Annotated in this window: 23 protein-coding genes; 13 read left to right on the forward strand and 10 right to left on the reverse strand. The window is 48.7% G+C overall.

All coding sequences use genetic code 11. From position 1 onward, the window contains the following. The first annotated feature begins 17 nt into the window (after nucleotides 1-17). Together R3187_RS04710 and R3187_RS04715 are read left to right on the forward strand one after the other, a co-directional pair. Nucleotides 18-383, forward strand: coding sequence for a hypothetical protein (locus R3187_RS04710; RefSeq protein ID WP_318965550.1), 366 nt, complete (start codon nucleotides 18-20; stop codon nucleotides 381-383). 26 nt (nucleotides 384-409) lie between these two features. After that, on the forward strand, nucleotides 410-1,195 hold the full coding sequence (locus R3187_RS04715; RefSeq protein WP_318965551.1) for a DUF3530 family protein: 786 nt from the start codon (nucleotides 410-412) through the stop codon (nucleotides 1,193-1,195). Nucleotides 1,196-1,205: 10 nt separating this feature from the next. On the opposite strand, the gene djlA is transcribed toward R3187_RS04715, so the two are convergent. Beyond that, a complete protein-coding gene (gene djlA, locus R3187_RS04720; RefSeq protein WP_318965552.1) occupies nucleotides 1,206-1,988 on the reverse strand; it encodes a co-chaperone DjlA in 783 nt (260 codons plus the stop codon). Between the two features lie 175 nt (nucleotides 1,989-2,163). Between djlA and R3187_RS04725 the strand changes: the two genes are divergently transcribed. From R3187_RS04725 to R3187_RS04755, 7 genes are all read left to right on the forward strand, one after another. Then, nucleotides 2,164-4,422: an LPS-assembly protein LptD gene (locus R3187_RS04725; RefSeq protein WP_318965553.1), complete on the forward strand. Its 2,259-nt coding sequence runs from the start codon at nucleotides 2,164-2,166 to the stop codon at nucleotides 4,420-4,422. Nucleotides 4,423-4,433: 11 nt separating this feature from the next. Continuing rightward, nucleotides 4,434-5,723, forward strand: a complete 1,290-nt coding sequence (gene surA / locus R3187_RS04730) for a peptidylprolyl isomerase SurA (protein WP_318965554.1) — start codon at nucleotides 4,434-4,436, stop codon at nucleotides 5,721-5,723. Beyond that, the gene (gene pdxA, locus R3187_RS04735) at nucleotides 5,724-6,707 is read left to right on the forward strand and encodes a 4-hydroxythreonine-4-phosphate dehydrogenase PdxA (RefSeq protein WP_318965555.1); all 984 of its coding nucleotides are present in this window, start codon (nucleotides 5,724-5,726) and stop codon (nucleotides 6,705-6,707) included. 3 nt (nucleotides 6,708-6,710) lie between these two features. Beyond that, nucleotides 6,711-7,526, forward strand: a complete 816-nt coding sequence (rsmA, locus tag R3187_RS04740) for a 16S rRNA (adenine(1518)-N(6)/adenine(1519)-N(6))-dimethyltransferase RsmA (protein WP_318965556.1) — start codon at nucleotides 6,711-6,713, stop codon at nucleotides 7,524-7,526. Continuing rightward, on the forward strand, nucleotides 7,519-7,896 hold the full coding sequence (gene apaG, locus R3187_RS04745; RefSeq protein ID WP_318965557.1) for a Co2+/Mg2+ efflux protein ApaG: 378 nt from the start codon (nucleotides 7,519-7,521) through the stop codon (nucleotides 7,894-7,896). Before rsmA ends, apaG begins: the two co-directional genes overlap by 8 nt. Further along, complete coding sequence (locus R3187_RS04750) at nucleotides 7,896-8,699, forward strand: symmetrical bis(5'-nucleosyl)-tetraphosphatase (protein WP_318965558.1); 804 nt, start codon at nucleotides 7,896-7,898, stop codon at nucleotides 8,697-8,699. The genes apaG and R3187_RS04750 overlap by 1 nt, the downstream gene beginning before the upstream one ends. Before the next feature lie 101 nt (nucleotides 8,700-8,800). Next, the gene (locus R3187_RS04755) at nucleotides 8,801-10,813 is read left to right on the forward strand and encodes a methyl-accepting chemotaxis protein (RefSeq protein WP_318965559.1); all 2,013 of its coding nucleotides are present in this window, start codon (nucleotides 8,801-8,803) and stop codon (nucleotides 10,811-10,813) included. A gap of 68 nt (nucleotides 10,814-10,881) precedes the next feature. Here the strand turns inward: R3187_RS04755 and R3187_RS04760 are convergent, their stop codons facing one another. The 5 genes from R3187_RS04760 to rplU all read right to left on the reverse strand — a co-directional run bounded on the left by R3187_RS04760 (nucleotide 10,882) and on the right by rplU (nucleotide 13,707). Beyond that, the gene (locus R3187_RS04760) at nucleotides 10,882-11,262 is read right to left on the reverse strand and encodes a DUF3718 domain-containing protein (protein WP_318965560.1); all 381 of its coding nucleotides are present in this window, start codon (nucleotides 11,260-11,262) and stop codon (nucleotides 10,882-10,884) included. Nucleotides 11,263-11,336: 74 nt separating this feature from the next. Beyond that, nucleotides 11,337-11,825, reverse strand: a complete 489-nt coding sequence (gene folA, locus R3187_RS04765) for a type 3 dihydrofolate reductase (protein ID WP_318965561.1) — start codon at nucleotides 11,823-11,825, stop codon at nucleotides 11,337-11,339. A gap of 8 nt (nucleotides 11,826-11,833) precedes the next feature. Continuing rightward, nucleotides 11,834-12,994, reverse strand: coding sequence for an Obg family GTPase CgtA (cgtA, locus tag R3187_RS04770; protein WP_318965562.1), 1,161 nt, complete (start codon nucleotides 12,992-12,994; stop codon nucleotides 11,834-11,836). Between the two features lie 131 nt (nucleotides 12,995-13,125). Further along, nucleotides 13,126-13,383, reverse strand: a complete 258-nt coding sequence (rpmA, locus tag R3187_RS04775) for a 50S ribosomal protein L27 (protein ID WP_019675069.1) — start codon at nucleotides 13,381-13,383, stop codon at nucleotides 13,126-13,128. A gap of 15 nt (nucleotides 13,384-13,398) precedes the next feature. After that, nucleotides 13,399-13,707 carry a 50S ribosomal protein L21 gene (gene rplU / locus R3187_RS04780; RefSeq protein ID WP_019675068.1) on the reverse strand — a complete coding sequence of 103 codons (309 nt, stop codon included), beginning with the start codon at nucleotides 13,705-13,707 and terminating at the stop codon, nucleotides 13,399-13,401. A gap of 239 nt (nucleotides 13,708-13,946) precedes the next feature. Between rplU and ispB the strand changes: the two genes are divergently transcribed. Then, nucleotides 13,947-14,918 (forward strand): octaprenyl diphosphate synthase, encoded by a 972-nt coding sequence (ispB, locus tag R3187_RS04785; protein ID WP_318965563.1) that lies wholly within the window; start codon nucleotides 13,947-13,949, stop codon nucleotides 14,916-14,918. A 78-nt stretch (nucleotides 14,919-14,996) separates the two neighbouring features. On the opposite strand, the gene mdh is transcribed toward ispB, so the two are convergent. Next, the gene (mdh, locus tag R3187_RS04790; protein ID WP_318965564.1) at nucleotides 14,997-15,935 is read right to left on the reverse strand and encodes a malate dehydrogenase; all 939 of its coding nucleotides are present in this window, start codon (nucleotides 15,933-15,935) and stop codon (nucleotides 14,997-14,999) included. Nucleotides 15,936-16,133: 198 nt separating this feature from the next. On the opposite strand from mdh, the gene argR reads away from it, so the two are divergent. After that, nucleotides 16,134-16,601, forward strand: a complete 468-nt coding sequence (gene argR, locus R3187_RS04795) for a transcriptional regulator ArgR (RefSeq protein ID WP_318965565.1) — start codon at nucleotides 16,134-16,136, stop codon at nucleotides 16,599-16,601. A gap of 5 nt (nucleotides 16,602-16,606) precedes the next feature. Here the strand turns inward: argR and R3187_RS04800 are convergent, their stop codons facing one another. The 3 genes from R3187_RS04800 to glnK all read right to left on the reverse strand — a co-directional run bounded on the left by R3187_RS04800 (nucleotide 16,607) and on the right by glnK (nucleotide 20,196). Next, nucleotides 16,607-17,569: a Dyp-type peroxidase gene (locus tag R3187_RS04800; protein ID WP_318965566.1), complete on the reverse strand. Its 963-nt coding sequence runs from the start codon at nucleotides 17,567-17,569 to the stop codon at nucleotides 16,607-16,609. A gap of 1,005 nt (nucleotides 17,570-18,574) precedes the next feature. After that, on the reverse strand, nucleotides 18,575-19,846 hold the full coding sequence (locus R3187_RS04805) for an ammonium transporter (RefSeq protein WP_318965567.1): 1,272 nt from the start codon (nucleotides 19,844-19,846) through the stop codon (nucleotides 18,575-18,577). An 11-nt stretch (nucleotides 19,847-19,857) separates the two neighbouring features. After that, the gene (glnK, locus tag R3187_RS04810; protein ID WP_019675062.1) at nucleotides 19,858-20,196 is read right to left on the reverse strand and encodes a P-II family nitrogen regulator; all 339 of its coding nucleotides are present in this window, start codon (nucleotides 20,194-20,196) and stop codon (nucleotides 19,858-19,860) included. Nucleotides 20,197-20,540: 344 nt separating this feature from the next. Here glnK and R3187_RS04815 point away from each other — a divergent pair, with 344 nt between their 5' ends. Together R3187_RS04815 and R3187_RS04820 are read left to right on the forward strand one after the other, a co-directional pair. Continuing rightward, entirely contained in the window at nucleotides 20,541-23,753 is a 3,213-nt protein-coding gene (locus tag R3187_RS04815) for a two-component regulator propeller domain-containing protein (RefSeq protein ID WP_318965568.1), read from the forward strand. Between the two features lie 108 nt (nucleotides 23,754-23,861). Then, entirely contained in the window at nucleotides 23,862-26,561 is a 2,700-nt protein-coding gene (locus R3187_RS04820; RefSeq protein WP_318965569.1) for a DEAD/DEAH box helicase family protein, read from the forward strand. The last annotated feature ends 3 nt before the right edge of the window (nucleotides 26,562-26,564 follow it).

Consider the following 26,564-nt stretch of genomic DNA (forward strand, 5'->3'; position numbering starts at 1 on the left):
CGTTTGAGGAAGTATTTATGTCTATGCAAGCTATTGGTCGTTACTGTGTATTTGCCACAGTATTAGCCTGTATTACCTTCAATGTTCAGGCTGAACAGTCTGTATCTTTACTGCAGTCAGCGCACGTCTGTACAGATGAGAACGAAACGCAGCGCCTGGCGGTCAACGAACAACTTCGGGAAATGGCAAAAGCCCTGGCCGAATTCAAGCCCACCACCTTTTGTTTTATCATGCAGCCCGCTATTGCAGTTCAATTACTGGAGCAAGGCGAAAGCTATGTGAAGTTTAGTCACGACGGTAAAGTTTTATACACTTTCCCGGAATATATTCATGGTGGCGATACTGCTAACGTAATGACTGGTTTGGCCGATAACAGCCTATAGCAAAGGTTCGGTTAAGCAGGTGAGATTTGAACAGTACATGGCGTTTAGGGATAACCTGGAGTGTACTCGCGTTAGTATTGCAGTTTTCTGCTGCCGCTCAGCAATTGCCTTCCAAACAGCAATTGTGGCAGCGCGATTTGCAACGCCAAATTCCAGCCAGTGAACTGATAGAGTTAAGCACCGCAAACGGTAGCTTTACTGTATTACAGCGCGAAGCCCTTACCAGCTTTACCAAAGGCACAGCCATTCTGGTGCCGGACTGGACTGAACATCCTGCCAGTCCGGATTATCTGGATCCATTGCGCCAGCAACTTAATGACTATGGTTGGCACACACTGGCTATTATGGCACCACCGCCAGCAGATTTTAATCTTGAACAAAATGCCACTGACTACCAGCAACAACTTGCAGAGCACATGCTTGCAACCCTTGTTCAGGCAGAAATGCAGGGGGGCAATATTATTGTTATCGCAAAAGGCAGTAATGCGGCTTTATTAAACCGGTTGTATACGTCAGAACAGCTGGTGCCACCTGCTGCATTTATTATGTTAGGTGCCTATCTGGCAGATGTTCAGTTAAACCGGGAGTTAGCAAGCGAGATAGCGTCACAATCGATACCGACCCTGGATATAATCCACCGTCAGGATAACCGCTTTGCCAACGCAAACCTGAAACTGAGACAGCAATTGACAGAGCGCAACCTGAAAACCCAATACCGCCAGCGTCAGCTAACAGGGACTTTTTATGATGCTGACAAACATGCCTGGGTACTGAAAGAAATAACAGGCTGGTTGCAGAGTATTGGATTGTAATGCCGGCAACCTACTGGCGGTTTTTCAGCACTTCATATGCCGCCTGAATTTCCTGGGTCCGCCTTTTTGCCACATCAAGCATTGCTGCAGGCACACCTTTTGCCATTAGCTTGTCAGGATGATGCTGGGCCATCAGTTTGCGGTATGCCCGTTTTAATTCCTTTTCATTGCAGTCCGCACTGACACCCAGCACTTTAAACGCATCCTGAATTGCATTTGCTGCCGGGCGTCTGCTGTCACGCTGATTAAACCGCTGCTGCGCCCGATACGCAGCTAACAACTGCTCTAATTGCAAATGGGATACTGACAGCTGCATTGCTACCTGCTGCAACAATACGTACTGCTCCCGACTCATATCACCGTCAGCATTCGCTATGCCGAGTTGAATTTCAATAAAATACTGAATGACGTCATTCTGACGACCATACTGCTGATAAAAAGCCTGCAACTGAGCCATTAACGGAAAGTTGCTGGCTTTACCATCGCGAAAAGCGGCTTGTGCTTCCTGTTGTTGTGCTTCATTCAGCCCCAACTGCTGCATAAAATGCCGCGCCTGGCGAATGTGTGCCGGGGTAACTACGCCAGTTGCTTTTGCGATGTGGCCCATAGTGGCGAATGTGGTATACATAAACAGACCCTGCTGGTCAGCAGATTCATGAAACATGCCCCGAAACCGTGCCAGACTTGCGCCCATCTTTATATCGAACCAGTGCCCCAGGATCAGGCCGATAAACAGCCCGGGCAGCCTGAGTAATGCCAGACCAAACAAGGCACCGAGTATTTTACCCCACAAAGTATTTCCCTCATAAAATGAACTACACGGCAGTGACTGTTCTAACATAATGAAATAAGGCAGTGACCGTAGTACAGCCGCACTATATCGGATTAGCAGGAAATCTAAAATTGATTTATCATAGCGGGCTAATCTTATCAAAGAAACATAATAAATCTGGGGCAGAGAATACTGGATGAAAGTTTGGTTTACTGGAATAACTGTCACGGGCTTGCTCTGTAGTCAACTGCAGGCGAATGAGCCTGTAATACCGATGTGTTATCAGCCATTAACCCAGCCCGCTGTATTAAGTGACCTGGATCCGGATGACAACAGCGTCCGCATCATTTCTGACAGTGCTGATCTTCGTGGCGAACAGATGGCGCTGTTTAACGGTAATGTTGAAATAATTCATCGCGATACCTTACTAACTGCGCCTAGTGCCCGCTTCAGCCGTAACGAGCAACGTCTTTTTGCTGATGGCGGTATAGAGTATTTCGACAGCAGTTTAAAGGTTTCTGCCAGTTCTTTTATTGCTGATACTAATGATAACACGGCGGCAATCAGTAACGCCCACTATCAGTTTATTGCCCAGGCTGGCCGCGGTTATGCTGAACGTTTACAAGCCAGTCCGGCACAAATAAGGTTGGATAAGGCGTTATTTACCACCTGTCCTGTTCAGGATAATAGCTGGGCCTTGCATGCCAGTGACATCAAAATTAACGAAGGTGAAGGCTGGGGTTCTGCCAGTAATGCAGTTTTCAGAATTAAAGACATTCCGGTGCTGTACTTGCCCTACCTGACTTTTCCGGTTAATGAGCAACGTAAAAGCGGCCTGCTACTGCCTAAAATAGGCAGCTCTCAGTTATTGGGGCTGGATGTTGAGCTGCCCTATTACCTCAATTTAGCTGAAAATTACGATCTGACCCTGACCCCCCGCTATATGAGTAAACGGGGCACCCAGCTTAAATCAGAGTTCAGGTACCTGACCACTGAACATCAGGGTATTATGCAGTTTGAATATCTGGGATCGGATAATGATAAGCCAGAAAACTTTGGTAGTCGTTACCTTAGCCATCTGAGCCATCGTTCAGATTTTACGACTCGCTGGCGTGGCTATATTGACTTTACCGATGTCAGTGACGATGCGTACCTGACTGAGCTCGGCTCAGATTATACCAACCAAAGTGATACCCAGTTGTACCGGGAAGCAACCCTGGCTTACTACGGCGACAATATTGACAGCACGATAAGACTGCAGGGCTTTGAAATTCTGGGAAACTTTGCCGACGCCTATAAGGCGCTACCTGATATTGAACTCAGCTCGGCCAGGCCAATGCAGTTATTCAGTCCGCTGGAGTTTGTCTGGCAAGCAAGTTATGCCCATTTTAAAAACGATAGTGCCCTGATTAGTTCAGCTAACAGACTGCATTTGCAACCGACGTTACGCCTGCCCTTTGTGACGCCGGCACTTGAGTTTACCGCCGAAGCCAGCATGCTCTACACCTATTATCAGCAGAACAGCAATCTGGCAGCAGCAGAAGTTGACGAGACTGTGCAGCGAACGCTGCCCAAAATAAGACTGTACAGCAGATTAAATCTGGAGCGGGAGTATGACTGGTTTGGTGAACCGGCATTACAAACCTTCGAACCACAAATTCAATATTTGTATATTCCGTATCGGCAACAAAATAACATTGGCCTGTATGACACGACCCGGCTGCAGGATGATTATCATGGTTTGTTCCGGCAAAATCGGTTTTCAAGCATAGACCGCATCAACGAGGCTAACCAGTTAACCGTTGGCTGGACTACCCGTTTTTATGACAATGTGGACAACGAACTATTCCGTTTCAGTCTTGGCCAGATCTTTTTTCTGGAAGACCCGGTAGAGACTGCGGATAACCTGACCGACAATCAAACCGCGACTGACTCTGTGCTGGCCGCCGAAATGATTTGGCATTGGTACCGGAAATGGGTTTTCAGCGCTGCCACGCAGTATGATACTGACGGTCAGCAAATTGTGAAAAGTAATGCCAGTCTGGATTACCGGGGAAGTGAGAATACCCTGCTGCAATTGAACCATCGATACAGTCGTGCTGTCTCAGGTCTGGAAATTCAGCAACTGGGTGTACTGGGCACTGTGCCGCTGGCTAAAAACTGGCAGCTTGTCGCCAGTTACTATCGTGATGTAACAAATCATCGTATGATAGACGCCAATTTTGGAGTGCAATATGAGTCCTGCTGCTGGGCTGTCCGGCTGGTAGCACGGCGCTATATCGTAGCAAACCTCGATACCAATATTGACAATGCACTGCAATTTGGTGAGCTGGACAGCGGGCTTAGTCTGCAATTTGTATTAAAAGGTTTTGGCGATAAAGCCGGGTTTGGCGTATCGGACATGTTGTCAAATGGCATTTTTGGCTATCGCCGGCCATATTTACTAACTAATTAGTGTAGGAATTTATGAAGTTACAGCAAGTTATCTGTCTGGCTTTTATTGGCTGTTTAAGTTTTTCAAATATAGCCGCGGAAAAAGAGATCGATCGGATTGCCGCTATCGTTGATAACAGCGTTGTGCTGCAAAGCGATATTGATGATGTGGTAAGCCGGGTTAAGCGTAATGCCGAAGAGCAGGGACAAACCTTACCGTCAGATCAGGCGCTGCGCACTCAGGCACTGGAGCGATTAATTTTAACCAGTCTGCAATTACAATTAGCTGAGCGAATGGGCCTGCAAATCAGTGATGCCCAGCTGGACGATACCATTCGTAATATTGCTCAGGGTGAAAACCTCAGTATTGAGGCATTCCGGCGTCAGGTTGAAGCAGAAGAAGGCGATTATCAGCGTTTTCGCGAAAAACTCAGAGAAGAAATTATAACCAATGAAGTCGTCCGCGGCAGTGTGCAGCGCCGGATCTATATCAGCCCGCAGGAAGTTGACAGTCTGCTAAAGCTGATGGAAGAGCAAGGTGCCGTCAGTGAGGAATATAATCTGGGTCATATTCTGATTGCTATTCCCAGTCAGGCCACCCCTGATGATATCAGCGCAGCCAAAGAGCGTGCCGATAAAGTGATGGAATTGCTTGAAAACGGTAGCGACTTCAAACGGATTGCTATCGCCTCCTCTTCTGGCGGAAAAGCGCTGGAAGGTGGTGAACTTGGCTTTATGAATATCAATGAAATGCCAACCTTATTTTCTGAAAGTATTCGCGATAAGAAAAAAGGTGATTTAATCGGCCCTATGCGCTCTGGTGCCGGCTTTCACATCTTAACTATTTTTGATATCCGAGGCGAAAATGTTGCTGAAATCCAAGAGGTTAAGTCTCGTCACATTCTGATAAAACCGTCCATTATTTTAAGTGAAGAACGCGCTCGTAACACGCTGCAGGAATTTGCTACCAAATTGCGGGCTGGCGAGGCAGACTTTGCTGAACTCGCCAAGACTCACTCAGAAGACCCTGGTTCAAAGATGAACGGCGGTGAGCTGGGCTGGAGTGAGCCGCAAATTTTTGTACCGGCGTTCCGGGATACCTTATTGCGGCTTGAGCCTAATGAAATCAGCGATCCTTTCCGTACCGAACATGGCTGGCATATTGCTCAGGTGCTGGATAAAAGAGTAGTGGATGCCACGGCTGATAAAAAACGCGAGCAGGTATACCGGATGATTTACAACCGTCGTTTTAATGAAGAGTCGGCCAATTTCCTGAAAGAAATTCGTGATGAAGCCTTTATTGACGTATTACCGGAGAGTTAAATGACCCTGCGCATTGCGATAACTCCTGGTGAACCAGCCGGTATTGGGCCTGATTTAGTGGTGGCGCTTGCCCGGCAAGACTGGCCGGTAGAGCTGGTGGTCTGCGGCAGTGCAAGCTTACTGGCTGAGCGGGCGGCAATGCTGGGTATCGAGCTCTCGTTGTTGCCTTACGATGACCAGGCCCCGGCTACAGCCCAGCGCGCCGGCACTCTGACCATTGCTGACTTTGCGCTTGCAGAGCCCGTTCAGACGGGTAAGTTGAATGTTGCAAATGGCCAGTATGTGGTTGATACCCTGCAATTTGCCGGTGAAAATGCAATAGCAGCTAAGTTTGCTGCGATTGTCACCGGTCCGGTTCATAAAGGCATTATTAACAAAGCCGGTATTCCGTTCAGTGGCCATACTGAATTTTTTGCTCATCAGTCCAATACGCCTTATGTGGTTATGATGCTGGCTACTGAGGGCTTGCGTGTTGCGCTGGCAACTACTCACATCCCGTTAGCCTATGTTGCTAAAGCCATTACCCGGGATCGGCTGCTGAAAGTTATTACGATTCTGCACCATGATTTACATCACAAGTTTGCCATTAAAAAACCGCGCATATATGTATGTGGTCTTAACCCCCATGCCGGAGAAGACGGCCATCTGGGCCGGGAAGAGCTGGACATCATCACCCCTACGCTTGATGAACTGCGGGCAGAGGGCATTGATTTGGTGGGGCCTTTGCCAGCCGACACGCTTTTTCAACCCAAGTATCTGGATGATGCTGATGCGGTACTGGCCATGTATCATGACCAGGGGTTACCTGTGCTTAAATACAAAGGCTTTGGCCGGTCAGTTAATATCAGCCTGGGCTTACCGTTAATCCGTACTTCCGTTGACCATGGTACTGCGCTGGATCTGGCCGGCAGCGGTAAAGCCGACCCAGGCAGCTTATTCCACGCGGTAAATCAGGCAATCACTCTGGCACAACAAGCGAACTAAACTATGACTGATAATGTTCATCAGGGCCATCGCGCCCGCAAACGGTTTGGCCAGAACTTTTTACATGACCCCTATGTTATTGGCCGGATAGTAAAAGCCATCTCCCCTAAACCCACCGATGTCCTGGTGGAAATTGGTCCGGGGCTTGGCGCCCTGACTGAACCTGTTGCCGAAGCCGCTGGCAAGCTGATTGTAGTAGAGCTTGATCGTGATCTGGCCGAACGTTTAACCCAGCATCCGACCCTGGCAGATAAGCTGACTGTGTATCAGGCTGATGCAATGAAATTCGACTTTGCCGCGTTACTGGCTCCCGGCCAGCAACTGAAAATTTTTGGTAACTTGCCTTACAACATTTCCACGCCATTGCTATTTCATTTGTTTGAGTTTGCAGATTATATCGACAACATGCATTTTATGTTGCAAAAAGAAGTGGTTCAGCGCATGACAGCAAGCCATGGCAGTAAAGCCTTTGGTCGGCTGAGTGTCATGACCCAATACTACTGCCAGGCGATACCCGTGGTTGACGTTGGACCTGGCGCTTTTATCCCCGCGCCAAAAGTTGACTCCGCCGTGGTAAGGTTACTTCCCTATCCGATTGCAGAGCGCGCAAAAGTTGATCCTGCCGTATTAAACAGGGTATGTTTGGAAGCCTTTAACCAAAGGCGCAAAACGTTGCGCAATGGTTTTAGCAATTTCGCTACAGCAGAACAGATAAGTGCTCTGGGTATTGATCCGACAATCAGACCTGAACAACTACCGGTTAATGGTTTTATTAAGGTAGCGCAGTGGTTAGCAGAGCAGGAAACTAAAGATGAGTGAACCGTTAGATATCCAGGTTAAGGTCGACAATTTTTATCTGGGAGCGCAATCGGAGCCTGCCGAAAACCGCTTTGTGTTTGCCTATACCATCACTATTGAAAATCATAGCGAGCATCAGGTTAAATTGCTAAAGCGTTACTGGCTGATAACCGATGCCAATGGCAAACAAGCTGAAGTCTATGGCGATGGTGTGGTTGGCGAACAACCTGAACTTGCCCCTGGTGCAAGCTACAGTTATACCAGCGGTGCTGTGCTGGAAACGCCGGTTGGAACCATGCAGGGCCATTATGAAATGATCAGCGACAACAAACAGCCCTTTAATGCCCCAATACCGGTATTCCGGTTGGCAATGCCCAACATTCTTAACTAATGGCAACCTATGTTATTGGCGATGTTCAAGGCTGCTATGATGCCCTGCAACGCCTGCTAAAGCACATTAATTTTAAGCCCGCTGCAGATCAGCTGTGGTTCTGTGGTGATTTAATTGCCCGTGGGCCTGACTCCCTGTCGACCTTGAATTTTATTAAATCACTGGGTGACAGTGCCAGATGTGTGCTGGGTAATCATGACCTGCATTTTCTGGCCAGCCATTTCGGCTACAGCAAGCTCAAAGCCAATGATAAGCTGCAGCAGTTACAACAAGCCGCTAACCTGGCAGAGCTGGTAGACTGGCTGTTACATCAACCACTGCTCTACCAGAGCAACGATAAACAACAGTTAATGGTACATGCTGGCCTGTCGCCGGACTGGACATTGGAAGATGCCGAAGCAGCAGCTGCAGAGGTCAGCCAACAATTAAAACATCAGCCGGAACAAATTTTTGCTATTATGTACGGCGACACACCAGCACGGTGGCATCAGGCTGAAACCAAGCAACAACGGTGGCGCTATACCATTAATACCTGTACCAGAATGCGCTTTTGCCTGCCAGATGGCTCATTAAGTCTGCAGGAAAAAGGCAACCCGGCAGAGCAAAATACGCTGGTACCCTGGTACGAGTTCTGGCGGACCAAACCCCACCCAGAGCTGTTTTTTGGCCACTGGGCGGCGCTAAATGGCTATAGCCCGATCCGCGATATTCATGCCCTTGATACTGGCTGCGTCTGGGGTAACAGCCTGACAGCCTATTGTATTGAACGCCAGCAACGTTACAGTGTTGCCGGCATTACATAAATAACCTGATATCCGGGCAACGAAACTGCTGTTCAGAGTCTTGTTAAGCGGGAAATCTTAAGCTAAGGTGCTTAAACAAAACACTTAAAGTGGGAGTTATTATGAAGTTAACTGTAGCGTTGCGGGTTATGGGTGGTTTTGCCATCATTTCTCTGTTACTGCTGTTTATTGGTGTTACCGCTTATATCAGTCTGAATAATATCAGTAACGCCACCACTGAAGTGAATGAAGTCTCCATTCCGGCACTTGAAAACAGTGCAACAATGAAAACTGAGTTTGTAACAATGAGTCGCGCCAGCCTGCAGGGCTTTTATGCTGATAGCCTGGAGCGGACGGCGGCAGTCAATCAGCGTTTTGCTGAAGAAAAAGCGATTTATGATAGAGCAGCTAATGCATTACGCCAGGTGATAGAGCAGCACCCAGACTTAAAAGCAGGCGCTGAACAGGTAAGTGAAACCTATAGCCGCTTTATTGAAGCCAGTACCAATTTGCAACGCCGCCTGGACAGCAATATAAGGCTGCGAACCACGATAGCCAGCAAGATCAGTGACCTTGAGTTCAGTGCTGATGATATGGCGTCGTTAATCCTCGACTTTACCGATGTACGGGATGTACAGCGTCGTTTCCCCAAGGCATATCAGGCAGCGACCCAAATTGAGACAGGCATAAATACCCTGATTAATAATGTTATCGATTTAAATCGCACTGAAACTGATACTACCGTTGCTACTGTCAGCAACGAAATTGCATTCCGGTTACAGGAACTTCGGGATCAAGTCGCAATTATTCAGCAGGAAGCCGGTAACGCAGTACCATTGACCGCTGATATCGCCGAAAAAGTACAGCAGATATCGGCTTTCCTGGAAGGTAGCGACGGCATTCCGGCACTGAAAGTACAGTTACTGGCCGGCATCAAAGATGCAGAAGCACAACTTGCCACCGCTAATCAGCTGACTCAGGCCGGCATGGAGCGGCTGGATACCTTACTCAATTTAACCAGAACTGCGGCCGGTGAAATTGAACAGAATGCCACCACAGGCGTAGATAATGCCATCAGCTGGATATTCGTTGTGGTTATAATTTCCATTCTGCTTTCGATATTCATTGCTACCGTCACGGTAAGACGCATTGTTAAACCGCTGGCAGAAGTGAATAGTATGCTGGGTGTGGTAGCGTCAGGTGATTTAACCAAAACACTGGATGCGTCTTCTAAAGATGAATTTGGTGAGCTGGCCCGCAATGTGAATATAGTGGTAAGCAACCTGCAAAAGCTGATTCAGGGCATTATTTCCCGCTCAACGCAACTGGCTGCGGCTTCAGAGCAAACCTCAGCCATTACCGTGCAGACGACTCAGGCAATTCGCGAACAGAAATCACAGGTAACCCAGGCAGCTACAGCTACAACTGAAATGAGCAGTACCTCGCAGGGCGTGCTGCAAAGCTCCAATGATGCCTTAGCAGAAATTAAAAATGCCGATAAAGAAGCAGAACGGGTTAAGGGCATTTCGCTGGATAACAAGAGCACGATTATTCAACTGTCGAAAGAGGTTGATCAGGCTTCAGTAGTGATAAATAAGTTGCATAAAGACAGTGCTTCTATCGGCAGCATACTTGATGTTATTCGGGGTATAGCAGAGCAAACCAATTTGCTGGCACTGAACGCAGCAATTGAAGCAGCCCGTGCGGGTGAGCAGGGACGTGGTTTTGCGGTAGTTGCCGATGAAGTGCGGTCGCTGGCCAGCAAAACTCAGGCCTCTACCCAGGAAATCCAGGCGATGATTCAGGTACTGCAAAGCGGTGCTCAGGCTGCGGTTGAAGCGATGAATAAAGGCAAAAAACAAGCCGAGAACTGTGTAACCCAAACTGAAGTTGCTACCTCAGCCCTGGATTCAATTACCCATGCAGTGCATCTGGCACACGATATGAGTGAACAGATTTCCGGTGCAGCCAGAGAGCAGAATCAGGTGTCGAATGAGATTAGCCAGTTACTGGAATCTATTGTTGCCATTGCCGAAGAGACTGCGTCCGGCGCCGAGCAAACTTCAGACTCCAGTCATGAGGTAGCGAGGTTAGCTGAGGAACTCCGGCAATCAGTGGAGCAGTTCAGGGTATAAGCCCGGTTGAGATATACCGAATAAAAAAAATCCGCTGTAGCAGCGGATTTTTTTATTGGTAAATAAAGTTAATCGCCGGCGCCAGCCCGATCTTTCAAGGCGGCCAGTAACGGCGAATCTGCAAAACCATTACTCTCAGCCCAGGCAATATCACCTGAATCAGCTACCTGAGAGCCAGGTAGTTGCCTGACGATAAACTCACCAACATCCGGAGCATTACTTTTAAAAGCATGGCGGATCAAAGGTTCGCCATTACAGACAACACCATCATAGATATTACGTAAACGCAGCCGGTAATCACTGAGTACCTTGCGTAAACGGTTTCTGTCATTAGCCGCAACATAATCGCACATAGAGGCCGCCAACTGCTGGTCAGCAACCGCTATCGGCGATACAACAACAGCTGCCGTTAACACGGCTGTGCATAATAAGGTGGGAACCAATCTCATTTACTACTCCTCAGCTGGATCGTTAACCAGCATCTTAGCAACATGTTACAACCTGTGCAAATGCCTCACAGCTTCTAATTACGTTGTAATGTAATAAAACGATATGGGTAGGGATTTACCGCGTCGGCTGTATGTTGTTGTTCAGTAACCAGCCGCCAGTTGGCCGCAGCCTGATAATCGGGAAAATAAGCATCTCCGTCCGTTGTCAGTTCAATTTCGGTCAGATATAACGTATCTGCAAGCGGCAGACATTGCCGGTATATCTCACCACCGCCTATCACCATTACTTCGGCATCGTCAGCTACTGCCGCCAGAGCCTGCTCTACATTGGCAAACCACTCAACACCCTGAGGATCGTCTGGTAGTGTCCGGCTAATCACCAGATTACGCCTGCCGGGCAAAGGCCGGCCGATAGACTGAAAGGTTTTGCGCCCCATCAGTACCGGCTTGCCCAGGGTAACGGCTTTAAAATGCTTTAAGTCTGCGGGTAAATGCCAGGGCATCTGGTTATCTTTACCAATTACCCGGTTGTTCGCCATGGCGGCTATCATCGCAACTTTCATGTCCCACCTTAGCGCTGATAGATGACTTCAACGTCATAATCGTCATCATCAAAGTCATCATCATCATCCAGATCGTCTGCCAGTTCGCTGGCCGCATCGTCATGATAATCATCCCATTTGAAATGAACCGGATCAGCGATCTCGGTATCTACCGTCTCAGCAGGTAATTCTTCAATATAATTCAGGATCTCTGCAGCTAACCGTTCAGTGTTAGTGCGCCCTGCCGCAGAGATTTTGAATACCGGGCCCTGCCAGGCAAGCGCTTGGGTCACATCGGCAATAGTTTGCTCCAATTCGTCATCCAGCACTAAATCCAGCTTATTGAATACCAGCCAGCGTGGCTTAGCCGCCAGTTTACTGCTGTATTTATGCAGCTCCTGAATAATGGTTTTTGCATTCTCAGCCGGATCAGAGCCGTCGGCTGGCAAGACATCAATGACGTGTAGCAACAAACGACAACGTTCCAGATGCTTTAAGAACTGAATACCTAAGCCCGCCCCTTCGGCTGCGCCTTCAATCAGCCCGGGAATATCGGCAATTACAAAAGAACGGTGCGCTTCAACCCGCACCACACCCAGATTGGGAACCAGCGTGGTAAACGGATAATCGGCAACTTTCGGTTTAGCTGCTGACACTGAACGGATCAGGGTAGACTTGCCGGCATTAGGCAAACCTAACAAACCAACATCGGCAAGTAACAACAGCTCAAGCCGTAAATTACGGATCTCGCCCGGGGTACCATTGGTTTTCTTGCGCGGTGCCCGGTTAGTACTGCTGGCAAAGCGGGCATTGCCCAAGCCATGCCAGCCACCTTTGGCCACCATCAGCTTCTGACCATTGGTGGTTAAGTCGCCAATGATTTCATCGGTATCGACATCGACGGCCCGGGTGCCGACCGGTACCCGCAGCTCTAAATCACTGCCACGTTTACCAGTACAATTGACGCTGCCACCATTCTGGCCGCGCTCAGCGCTGTGATACTTTTCAAACTGAAAATCAACCAGGGTATTAAGGTTTTCATCAGCAACCAGGTACACGTCACCACCATCTCCTCCGTCACCCCCATTCGGGCCACCTTTAGAGATAAATTTTTCGCGTAAAAAACTGATAATGCCGTTACCGCCATCGCCGGCTTCAACCCGGATTATCGCTTCATCTACAAACTTCATGTGCTGTGTCCTGATCCACTGTATAAACATAGGCGCGTGCCGTAGCCGCTAAGTATAACCCATGTCATTGTGACGGGAGAAAATTTATAAAAAAACCCCGCACCAGGCGGGGTTTTTTCAGTATATGTTGCTTATTCGCTAACGATGCTAACGAATTTGCGGTTGTGCTCGCCTTTCACTTCAAACTTCACTTTACCTTCAGTTAAAGCGAATAAAGTGTGGTCTTTACCGATGCCTACATTGCTGCCAGCGTGGAATTTAGTACCACGTTGACGCACGATGATGCTACCAGCTAATACCGACTCACCACCAAAACGCTTAACACCAAGCCGTTTAGATTCTGAATCGCGACCGTTACGAGTGCTACCTACACCTTTCTTACTTGCCATGTGTCGATACTCCTGTTACGCGCTGATGCTGGTAATTTTAACTTCAGTAAACCACTGACGGTGACCCATCTGTTTACGTGAATGTTTACGACGACGGAATTTAACGATTTTTAACTTATCGCCACGGCCATGATTGACCACTTCCGCTACTACCTTGCCACCTTCAACTAAAGGGGCACCAATGCTGATTTCTTCGCCATTGGCGATCATCAGCGGGGTAAATTCAATCGTTGCGCCGGTTTCTAAGTCTAGTTTTTCTAGACGAAGCGTTTGACCTTCCGTCACACGGTGTTGTTTGCCACCACTTTGGAAAACCGCGTACATAGTTAACTCCGTACAAGCCACGCCTACGCTCTGCACTATCTTCACTTTTTAGATAGAGGCATCAGGGGCGTGTTTAATTCAAATCACAGGGCGCGAATTGTACGCAATTTCAAAGATAGCCGCAAGCACAATTATAAAAAAGATCATCGGCTGGCGAAAAGGATCGATATTCTCTTTATGCTGGCGGCTACTATAGTGTAGAATTGCCGCCATTCCGTGGGTTCAGCAGTTGTTTTTTCATGACGCTTGACGACATACGCCAGCTCAGCGACGCTGATATGGCCGCAGTAAACCAGCATATCTTTTCTCAGTTGAAATCAGACGTTGCGCTGATCAACCAACTGGGTATTTACATCGTCAATAGCGGTGGTAAGCGCTTGCGCCCGCTGCTGGCAGTATTGGCAGCCAGAGCGCTCGGTTACCAGGGCAGTAAGCACCTGAGTGTTGCTGCCATTATTGAGTTTATTCATACCTCAACCTTATTGCATGATGATGTCGTGGACGAATCAACGTTACGCCGCGGCAAACAAACTGCTAATGCTGTATTTGGCAATCAGGCCAGTGTACTGGTCGGTGATTTTTTATACAGCCGTTCTTTCCAGATGATGGTCCAACTGGATGATATGCGCATTATGCAAATTCTGGCAGATGCCACCAACGTGATTGCTGAGGGCGAAGTACTGCAGCTGATGAACGTTAACGACCCTGACACCAGCGAACAAAACTATATGCAGGTCATTTACTGCAAGACGGCCAAGTTGTTTGAAGCTGCTACGCAATTAGCCGCTATTATTGCCGAACAACCTGAAGCTGTGGTGAACAGCATGAAGTTGTACGGCATGCATTTGGGTACTGCTTTTCAGTTAATAGATGATGTACTGGATTATCAGGCTGATGCGGCTGAGCTCGGTAAAAACATCGGAGATGATCTGGCTGAGGGTAAGCCGACCCTGCCTCTTATTCATGCCCTGAAGCATGGTAATACAGTGCAGCAGGCGCTTATTCGCAGTGCCATTACCGACGGCAATGGCATGGCCAACCTGCCGGAAATCCTGCAGGCTATGCAGCAGACCGATGCTTTTGGTTACACCCGCAATATCGCAGAGCAGGAAGCCGAAAAAGCACGTCGGGCGCTTGATAGCATTCCGGAATCAGATTACAAGCAAGCCTTATTAGCGCTTGCCGAGATGGCAGTATCACGGAGCCACTAGCGTTTCATCAACCAGTTAATAATAAAAAAGGCGCCTGAGGCGCCTTTTTTGCTAGGTGAAATATACTGTAATCAGCGCTTAGTTATTCTTAACGAACTCTTCGCCAAGGGTAATATCCGCTTTCAGGGTACCCAGCATATCGTTCATTGCTTGCTGCTCGTAGCTGCTCAGCGTGCCGATTGGCAATAACTTTTCAACACCGTTTTTGCCAAGCACCAGTGGCTGAGCAAAGAAACGGGCATGCTCGCCATCACCTTCCACATAAGCATATTCAGTTACTGATTCGCCCTGTAAACCTTTGATCAATGAGATACAGAACCGGGCGGCAGCCTGGCCCATCGATAAGGTCGCTGATCCACCGCCGGCTTTGGCTTCAACGACTTCAGTACCCGCGTTCTGAATGCGGTGAGTCAGTGAAGAAACTTCCTCATCGCTGAAGCTGACACCTTCAACCTGAGACAGCAAAGGTAGTATCGTAGTACCGCTGTGGCCGCCAATTACCGGCACTGTTACCTGTTGCGGGTTTTTACCTTTTAATTCGCCAACAAAGGTTTCTGCACGAATAACATCTAAGGTGGTTACACCAAATAAACGCCGGGCATCAAAAGTACCGGCCTTTTTAAAGACATCAGCGGCAATAGCAACAGTGGTATTGACCGGGTTAGTAATAACACCAACCAGCGCTTTGGGACACTGCTGTACTATGGCTTCGGCCAGGGTTTTAACGACACCGGCGTTAATGTTAAACAAGTCAGAACGATCCATGCCTGGTTTGCGTGGCATACCAGCAGGGATCATGACAATGTCAGCACCCGCCAACGCTTTGTTTAAATCTTCTTTGCCAAAACCGGTTACCGTTACGGCTGTTGGGATATGGCTTAAATCAACTGCTACACCCGGAGTAACAGGCGCCAGATCGTATAAGGCAAGATCGGTACCCGCAGGTAAATCTAATTTCAATAGTAGTGACAATGCCTGGCCAATACCGCCAGCAGCACCTAATACGGCAACTTTCATGATTTTCTCCATATGTCAGGGTAAGATAAAACGCGCCAACAATACTGAACTGGCGCGACAATTACAAACAGCTTAAGCCTAAAGTCTAAGGTACACCGTCGCATTTTAGCGAATTTTACGCTTGTTTACCTGACAAACTGTACTGCTTGGCCGAATTTGTTACTATTAGCTGGCGTTCAACAACAAGAAAAAGCCATCATGACCAAACAATCAAAGCAGGAAGCCTTAATTCAGGCGTTTAAAGCATTACTGAAAACAGAAAGTTTCGGCTCGCAAAGTGAAATTGTCGATGCGCTGAAAAAGGACGGGTTTGACAATGTCAGTCAGTCAAAAGTCTCACGAATGCTCAGTAAATATGGCGCGGTGCGCACCCGTAACGCCCGCCAGGAGATGGTTTATACCCTGCCCCCGGAATTAGGGGTCCCCACCACCAAAAGCCCGCTGCGCCAGTTGGTACTGGATATTGAACATAATGACGTGATGATTATTATCCGCACCAGCCCGGGAGCAGCTCAGCTGATAGCACGCTTACTTGACTATGTCGGTAAAGCGGAAGGGGTGCTCGGTACAATTGCCGGCGATGACACCATTTTTATTGCACCGATCAGCGTAAAAAACATCAACTTCACCCTGGGCAAAGTGACAGAACTGTTTGAAAAGGTATAGCGGCTTTACGATTTATTGTCAGGCCGGCAGGCCATTTCCAGAAAGCTGAGTGAAGGAGCAAAAAATGCCGCACACAAATCGGCATGGCAATAGTCAAAAAATAAATCGTACTGATTAGCTGGCTGCTGCTCTTTTAACTGACCGGCAGTCTGATAGCCTAACTGATATCCAAACTGCAGGCTGAAACTATCAGGCTCACTGGCATAGCTTACGCTGATAAGGCCGTGGCTGTTTTGTTCAGCAAAAGGCATATTTTGCATCAGCAGCAGCGGCAGATTGGCTTCCTCGCCAAGCCGGCTGCTCAGGGCATGGCTGTTTGCCAGCAACCGGGGGGGTTGCAACAAACTCCCCTCTATTTTGCTCATCCCCATTATTTCTTCCTGCTGGCTGATATCCAGTTGCTGCCAATGCAGCAAATCATAATGCCAGCGTTGCAAATGCAGATAGCTGCCAGCAGCAAATACCGGCTGGTTCGACGGGTCGATCAGCGCCAGCTTACGCTTACGGCTGCCTCTGGGATTTTGTGGCGAGTCGATAAAACCTGTTAAATCACGACCGTCAAGATAGCGAAAACCCTGTAGTTGTTCCAGTAAATCAACATGCGGTTTTACCAGCTGACAGATTTGCTGACAGGCAATGTAATTGACATCAAGCCTGTCAGAGCGCACCACTATTAATAAGTCAGCCCAGACTTCTGCCAGGGCCAGGTTGTCATTTGCAGCAAAAGGAAATGCCTGCAACCCGCGGGGCCTGGCACCAGGATAAAGACTGTCCCAGTAGTTAGCCCCTATCGCAACCACGCCGGTCAGTTGAGTCTCAGAGAAATGCTCAGCCAGCCGGGCCAGCAACAACGGTATCCGCGCCAGCTTTTGGCGCAATAGGGCTTCCTGCCCCTCCAGCGCATTAAACAGCAAATAGCTGGCATGCAAATTAGCTTCAGCGCATATGCCTAGTTGTTCTCTTGCCATTCCCTTCCCTGAATCCCGATTACTGTTACAAATTTTATTGCTGTGTTTTTGTGTTCTTGCCAGCTGCTGAGGCGAATACCTGATCGCCGTGTGAGATATATCTCACAAAAAGGTAAGTTTAAACGCTATTTTCTGCAGTGCACCCAACGATGCAAACCTATAAATGCTTGTTTTAAATAAACTATTTAAACATGGCGACATTTTACAATATTATTACAGCAGGTTTATTTCTGAAACCGACCACCCTGCAAGCGTCTTTCGTTGCATAATAACCATGTCAACGGATGACAACTGACGGGAAGTCAGTAAGATTTACAGGAAGTAAATCAAAGCTAGGATAGCACAAGGAAGATTAAAGGACACGCTCAGGAATGAGCTTAAAATATCAGGATGATATTGCAGGAAGCAGCGCCAGGATGGCCATTTTGCTTGCTTCACAAGCGCAAAATAAAGGGATGACCCAGGACCGCTCAGGATGAGTGTGCTATTACAAGGCAGTAGTAGTTAAGGACAGCAGGACCGGCATGAAGCCGTTGGACACTCCGGGATGGAGCCAGGGAAGAATGACTCAGGAAGAGTAACAGTACGGATTAGCTGAAACAGAACCGAAAGTGGCCGCGCAGTTTGCGGCCTTTCGCTTTTCTGGCCTAAAGAAAATTTCCCCTCACTAATCACTAGTCACTAGTCACTAGTCACTAGTCACTAATAATCATATATCCGAAGTAATTGACGCTGAAGTAAGGTGACAAGTGAGTGAGTGCTCATTAGCATAGTGCAGCTATGCGATTGGGCCGAGCGAGCGAAGTCAACAAAGCTGTAGCTTCAAGTACGAAGGATGAAAAAAACCCCGCGGTAAATACCACGGGGCGTCAGACTATAAGACAAAGGACAAGGATAGACGTAGATTGGTGGATTAGGTTCAGCTGACTGAGGCACTACCTGTTACTAAAGATAATGCATCGCCAACCCGCTCCCGGGAAGTCCCACCGGCCCTCCCCGGGCTGCTTACTTTACCGACGAGACAAACTCAGGATAGGCTTCAATACCGCACTCTGAAGCATCTACACCTTCATATTCAGCTTGCTCGCTAACCCGGATACCCATCACCAGCTTCAACAGATACCACACCACCAGACTGGTAATAAACACCCAGAAGAAAATCGCTGCAGCGCCAATTAGCTGGCCAACGAAGGTGCTTCCTTCTTTTGTCAGTGGCACCAATAGCAGACCGAATAAACCCACTACACCGTGCACAGAGATGGCACCAACCGGATCATCAATTTTCAGTTTATCCAAACCGATAATCGACGCTACCACCAGCAAACCACCAATGGCACCAAATAAAGTGGCCTGTAATGGTGTTGGAGTTGAAGGTTCAGCCGTTATGGCGACTAAGCCAGCCAGAGCACCATTAAGTGCCATGGTTAAATCGGCCTTACGGAACAATACGACTGACAAAATTAACGCAGCAACAGCACCTGCAGCGGCGGCAGCGTTAGTATTAAGAAATACCACCGCAACGGCATTCGCATTGCTAATATCACCGAGCTTCAGTACAGAGCCCCCATTAAAGCCAAACCAGCCCATCCACAACACCAGAGTACCTAATGTTGCCAGCGGCATATTCGCACCCGGAATAGCGTTGATTTTACCGTCTTTACCATATTTACCTTTCCGGGCGCCCAGCAACAACACGCCGGCCAATGCCGCTGCCGCTCCGGCCATATGGACAATGCCTGAGCCAGCAAAGTCTGAGAATCCAAATTGGTCATCCAGATTAATTCCAAACATGCCCTCTGCGCCCCAGGTCCATGAACCATGAACAGGATAGATAAAACCAGTCATAACTACTGCAAACGCCAGGAATGCCCATAGTTTCATTCGCTCAGCAACCGCCCCGGAGACAATCGACATCGCAGTAGCCACAAATACAACCTGGAAGAAGAAGTCTGAAGCACCGGAGTAAACTGCACCGCCGGTAAAACCGTCTTCACGTTCAGCGAAACTGTTCAGCGTGGCATCTACATCGACCGCGTTAATGCTACTGAGGAAAAAATCACCGCCATACATAAACGCATAACCACACACCAGATACATAATGCAGGCAATGGAATACAGTGCGACGTTTTTAGTCAGTATTTCGGTCGTATTTTTAGAACGAACCAGGCCGGCTTCCAGCATAGAAAAACCAGCAGCCATCCACATTACCAACACTCCGCAAATCAGGAAGTAGAAGGTGTCCATGGCATATTGTAAGTGATAAATTTGTTCTTGCATGACAGGGCTCCTTAAATCGCTTCAGCGTCGGCTTCGCCGGTACGGATCCGAACCGCACGTTCCAGCTCATAAACAAAAATCTTACCGTCACCGATCCGGCCGGTATGAGCAGCTTGCTGTATGGCTTCCAGCAGGCGATCAACCTGGTCGTCCAGCACTGCAATTTCCAGTTTTACTTTTGGCAGGAAGTCGACTTGATATTCGGCACCGCGATATAATTCGGTATGCCCTTTCTGACGGCCGAAGCCTTTTACTTCAGTAACCGTTAAACCTTCTACCCCAATGTCTGCAATAGCTTCGCGAACATCGTCCAGTTTAAACGGCTTGATGATGGCACAAACAAGCTTCATGATGGTTTCCTTATGTACTAATCTTCTGCGATTGCAACAAATACAAGAAAACCTTGTGCCACTTTTATTTTTTTCATACTTTACAATGCATTAGATTGTTTCAGCTACTCAAATCGACTGATGCCGCCCCATAATGGTGCACCCTTTCCCGCTGGCTGTGCAGAATAAAATGCCGCTACCGTGCTGTTGCGTCTTGCCAATTGCTACTATGCTTAACATCAGATAAAAACGATATTCGTTGCCTCAGCATCCAAGGTTTTATTATGTACTTGGTTTTCAGACTATGTTGTTCATTACTGCCTGTCTTGCCGGCTCTGTTATCCCTGCCACTTTATGCAACCTCATTGGTAGAGGTTCCGGCTGCCTCGCGCTTTGCCCGCATCGATATCGAACAAGGCTTGTCGCAGAGCACGGTCACCTCACTAGCACAAGACCATACCGGCAATATCTGGATAGGCACCCAAAGTGGTCTGAATCGCTATGACGGTTTTGCGGTAAAAGTGTTTCGACCCGAGGAACAACTCAGTCAGTCGCTAAGTGATAACTTCGTTACCTCGTTACTGGTTGATAAAAAAGGCATGCTTTGGGTCGGCACCCTTAATGGCCTGAACCACTTTGATCCGTTGTCAGGCACCTTTGAAAACATACGCCTGGCAAAAACCAGCAATGGTTCAGAACCGCTGGTACTGGATCTGCATCTGGACGAACAACAACGGCTGTGGATTGGCACTAATCAGGGGCTGGCACTATGGCAAGATGCCACCCGCCAGGTTAAGTGGTTTGGCGATACTGAACGCTATATTACCGCTTTATCAGCCGATACCGCAGGTAACCTATGGCTGGGCACACCGCGCGGCCTGCTCCGTTTTGATCAGAACAGTCAGCAGTTCAGTCCTGACAAAAACTTTCCGTTTCGTGAAGCGTCTGTAATGACGTTGTATCATGATAAAGCTGACAGGCTCTGGGTAGGATTAGAACGTGAAGGGTTGCTGATGCGGCAAGTCGGAGCTGACAGCTGGACCCAGCATGAAATTACCAGCTACAACAATGGTATAAGCAGCAAAGAAATTCGTAGCATTGCCATGGATAGCGACGGCGATATCTGGGTAGGCACCCAGCATGGTTTAAGTCGTCTGGTGCAGCAAGACGGCCGCTGGCAGCAACAGGTTTCATTTCACCATCAGCGCAACAATCCGGCCAGCCTCGGCAATGGTAAAGTTGCCGCGTTGCTGCAGGATAAAGATGGCAGTATCTGGGTTGGCACCTGGAACGGCGGGGCATCCCGCCTTCATCCGGCAAATAACCTGTTTGTCAGTCTCAGTCACGATCTGGCCCTGATGGACAGTGCCAGAAACCCGGCTACCATCAGTCTGGCCAGCAATGAAAATACCATTTGGGCGGGGACTGCAGATGGTCTGTTTACTCTGAATTTAGCTCCGGCAACTTTCAAACTGGCAGACAATAATAGCAAAGGCTTAACCTTTTTCAGCGCCCTGCAGCGGCCTGATGAAATATGGTTTGGCCATGGTCAGGGTATCGTTGCAGTTAATCGGGCAACCGGTGATTACCGGCAACTATCGCTACCCACTTCATTAGCGCCTGGCCCGGTTCGGCGGCTTTGGAGCTCAGATAACCACTTGTGGCTGGCAATTGATCAGATAGGTCTGCTGGTAATAGATCAGGCGAGCCATCGCATTGTCGCTCAGCACACCTTCAGTCGCGCTATTACTTTTATCCGGCCGGTGGGGCCGAATGTCATGCTGGTCGGGTCATACCAGGGTTTATCATGGTTTAGTACAGCAGATGCCAGCCTGTTATATGAACACAAGCTGGCGTCAGGCGATAGCAACACTTCCCTAACGCTGCCGTCAGCCCCGATGGCTTATCTGCAAAGTACTGATAATCGCCACTGGCTGGCAACCAATGGTACCGGCTTACTTGAATTACTGTTGCCAGCATCGTTCGATAAGCCTGACGCTGCCCGCTTCAGGCAGTATGCAGAAAATGAGGGCTTAACCAGTGGCCAGTTGAAAGGCGCGGAGCGCGATCATGCGGGCAATATCTGGCTAAGTACGGCTTACGGCATTTCAGTATTTAATCCTGCAACAAACCGCTTTCGTAATTTTGGTTATCAGCATGGTACGCTGCGTCGCGATTATATTAATGCGTCCAGCACTGTTATGGCTGATGGCACCATTGTTTTTGGAGGAATGGATGGCTTTACTCTGTTCCAGCCAGAAAAGGTACTGAGCTATTCGGCCGGCCCGATCGCCATGCCGGCTATCCTGGCAATTGAAGTAAATGGTCAGAAAACCGTGGTGCCAGATAGCAACTTGACGATACCCGCCAGCGATAGTCGTAGCTTTAGTGTCCACTACTCCACCCGCGAGTTTATTGAAACTGCTCGGGTACAGTTTCAATACCGGCTTGATCCGGTAACCCCCGGCTGGGTAACTCAGAATGCGGCAGGACGTGGTGCCAGCTTTGAGCGATTACCACCTGGTAACTTTCAATTCCGGCTGCGGGCCGGCCTGGCAGAGTCTGGCTGGAGTGACGAAACCATCCTGAACATCAAGGTCTTACCTTTGTGGTGGGAGACCTGGCTGGCGAGAATTTTGCTGGTTAGTCTCCTGCTTAGCTTAATGCTTGGCGCACATCTTTTCCGGTTAAAACATCTGCGTAAACAGCAGGAGGAAATGGCCTGGCTGGTTGAACAACGTACTGAAGCTTTAAATGATCGTACCCGGGCTCTGAAAGAATCAAAAGATAAAGCCGAAAAGACCCTTATCCAGCTTGAATCAACGGTGAAAGAGCTGGTTCGCACCGAGAAAATGGCGGCGTTAGGCCAACTTGTTGCAGGGGTGGCCCATGAGGTCAACACGCCATTAGGGGTGGCACTAACGGCCAATAGTGTTGTTACCGAAGAAAGTCAGTTGCTGCAGCAGAAACTGGCCAGCGGCAATATTCGCCGCCAGGAGCTGGATAACTATCTGAGTAAATTAGTCCAGGCAGGGCTGTTACTTGATAATAACCTGCAGCGCGCCGCTCAGTTAGTGGCCAACTTTAAACAGGTATCTGTTGACCTTACGGCAGATAATCAACGGCAGTTTAATCTGGCTAAATATCTGGATGAGTTGCTCGACAGTCTGAGTTTAATGTGGCGCAACAGAAAAATCACGCTGCAAATGGACTGTCCGGATAATATTGTGATGGACAGCTTTCCCGGCACTATTGGCCAGATCATAACCAACTTTGCCCAGAATGCGGTTGTGCATGGTTTTAAAGATCGCGACAGCGGCGAAATCACAATTGACTGTCGCCAGCAAAAAGATCAGGTAGAAATATGCTTTGCTGACAACGGCGCCGGCATCAGCAGCGAGCATATTGAGCGGATATTTGATCCTTTCTTTACGACTAACCGCCATCAGGGTGGCACGGGGCTGGGCTTGCATATTGTGTTTAATCTTATCACCCAGAAACTGGGCGGCTCAGTAACAGTCAGCAGCACCCCCGGCGAAGGCACCCGCTTTACCTTGCTATTGCCACTGCGAGTATGAAACCAAGTGCCCTGGGCACCGATGCTTTATGTAAATCAGAGTTTAATTGCAATTCAATAGCCAGAATATGTACTATCTACCGCACGATTTTTTACAGGATGTAAGATTTTGCCGTTTAAAGAATTGTCGTTTCGTTACCCCTGGCGACCTTACCAGCAAAGGGTGCTGGATGCTGTTCACGACCACTTAACAGATAAGCGTCTGCACATTGTTGCCGCACCCGGTGCCGGTAAAACCAGCCTTGGTTTGGAAGTCTTCCGTCTGCTACAGCAAAAGACTCTGGTGATGTCACCCACCCGGGTTATTCGAGACCAATGGTTGTTACGGTTGGCCGATTTTCAGACTGATCCCGTTGATGAACAGCCTGACTGGACCAGCACCGATATCCGCTTGCCGGGAATCTTAACTTCAATTACCTATCAGGCATTGCATTGGCAACTGACTGGACTGTTAGCGGCAGAGACTGCAGCAGCTCTTGAAGCAGATCCCGATGTAAATAATCAAACAGAAGTAGAACCAGATGCGCTTGATAGCACCGCAACCCAATGTTTTATTTCAGTGTTGCAACAGCAACAAATCGGCGTGGTTATTTTGGATGAAGCACATCACTTAACCAAAGAATGGTGGCGGGCGTTAGATACCGTCTGTCGTGCTATGCCGGAGCTGATTCTGGTATCACTGACTGCTACCCCGCCCTACGATGCACAGCATCACAACTGGCAGCGCTACGAGCAACTCTGTGGCCCGGTTGACGAAGAAATCTCAGTGCCGGAACTGGTTAAAGCCGGTACCTTATGCCCGCATCAGGATTACATCTGGGCCGAAGTCATCAGCCAAAGCGAGCAACAACGCTTTACCGAACATGACAACAAAGTAGTCGCACTGTGCGATAGCTTGTTTAAACAGGCAGAATTCAACCAGTTAGTGCTGCAACATAAGTGGCTGAACAACACGATCAGTGCCCGGGATATTTTAGCAGCGCCCGAACTGGCCGCAGCAATCCTGGCATTTATGGCAGCGCGTCAGCAGCAGCTGCCGATAGGCTTAATGCAAATATTAGATTTTCAACAGCAAGATATTCCTAAATTAGACCGGAAAAACTGGCAAATTCTGCTTAATGCCCTGCTGTTTACCGCGGATTTTGACGCCGATAATCAACAGCAGCAATATCTTGGCCAGTTAAGTCGCCAGCTCACGTCCAGCCAACTGCTGCACAAACGCGAGTTACTGTTGACCAGTCACCCGCAGCTGGATCGCGCCCTGGCACTTAATCCCATGAAAATTAACGCCTGCGTGCATATTCATCAGATTGAATACCAACTACGGGGGACACAGCTTCGCCAAGTGATCCTGACTGACTATATCCGTGATGAGCAACTGGTCACAGGTGCTGCCAGTGGCGAAGCGTCGCTAGGTGCCTGGCCGGTGTTTAGCGCCCTGTGCCAGGCACCAGCTGCCACGCCCGCTATGGGTTTGCTAACTGGCAGGCTCAGCCTGCTGCCAACAGCGTTAGTAACACAACTCAGTGCAGAGCTTAACCAAGATAAAATAAGTGTCAGTCTTTTTGCTGAGGCGCCAGGTTATAGCAAGCTCAGCGGCCCGCTTAATGCACTAACCAACTTATATACCCGCCTGTTAATCAGCGGCCAAATTCAGCTGCTAGTTGGTACCAGGGCGCTCTTAGGTGAAGGCTGGGATGCACCGGTGGTCAATTCGCTGATCCTCGCAAGCTCGGTAGGTTCTTTTATGCTGACCAATCAGATGCGGGGCCGCGCTATCCGTTTGGATAAAACATCACCTGATAAAGCCAGTAGCATCTGGCACTTACTGGCAGTAGACAGTAAATCTTTTTTCGGCCTACAGGACTTACACAGCCTGAGCCGTCGCTTTGATACCTTTGTCGGCTTATCTGAGCACAAAAGCACCATTGAAAGTGGTTTTGCCAGACTTAACGCCACGGAACTGAACAAACTGGTTAATAGTAATCGCCAGCCCGACCTGGTACGAGCCAGTAATCAGACCATGCGTAACAGGTTACAACAGCTGACAAATCTGCAACAACGTTGGCAGCAGGCGCTGACATTAGATCATCAGGCACAGGTTACCCCCGGCGTCAGCAGCGAAAAGGTCCCTGGCATTCGCTGGTACCATACGATCAAAACCTTTAAATATTTACTGGCTCAATTTACCTTGTTGCTGAGTTTAGGCACAGTTGCCTCCCTCTCCATCGCCCGGGCTGGCTTGTCGGCGATGTTAGTAGTGTTTGCCGTGTGTTTGATTGGGGGCATTATTTACCTGCTGCCCAGCACAGTGCGCTGCATAAAAATTATGCTGCGGCATTTACCCACAGATGGCAGCCTTAAACAAATTGGCATGGCGCTGACCACAGCCTTATGTCAAACCGGCCATATCAGCACACCCTTCCGGCGGTTAAATGTCCATGCGACTGAACTGGAAAACGGTATGAGCTTTTTGGCGCTGCAGGGTGGTACTTTTTATGAGTCATCATTATTCGCAGATTGTCTGGATGAAATACTCCGGCCGATAGAGAACCCCCGCTACCTGGTAATACGGTCTGGCACTTTCATTGGAATGACACGAGATGACTACCACGCGGTGCCAATACGTCTGGCGATGACCAAAGAGCAGGCCAGTATATTTTATCGCTATTGGAGTATGTATGTGGGCCCGGGTGACTTGATTTATTGCCGGAATGACAGCGGTCGCGAACAGTTATTAAAAGCCAGAATGCGGGCATTTTCCGCGGCTTTTAAAACCCGAACCAAACGCCAGGACCGCTGGCAGTAATCG

The organism is Arsukibacterium sp. (assembly GCF_033721375.1).
In the GTDB taxonomy this organism is placed as follows: domain Bacteria; phylum Pseudomonadota; class Gammaproteobacteria; order Enterobacterales; family Alteromonadaceae; genus Alishewanella.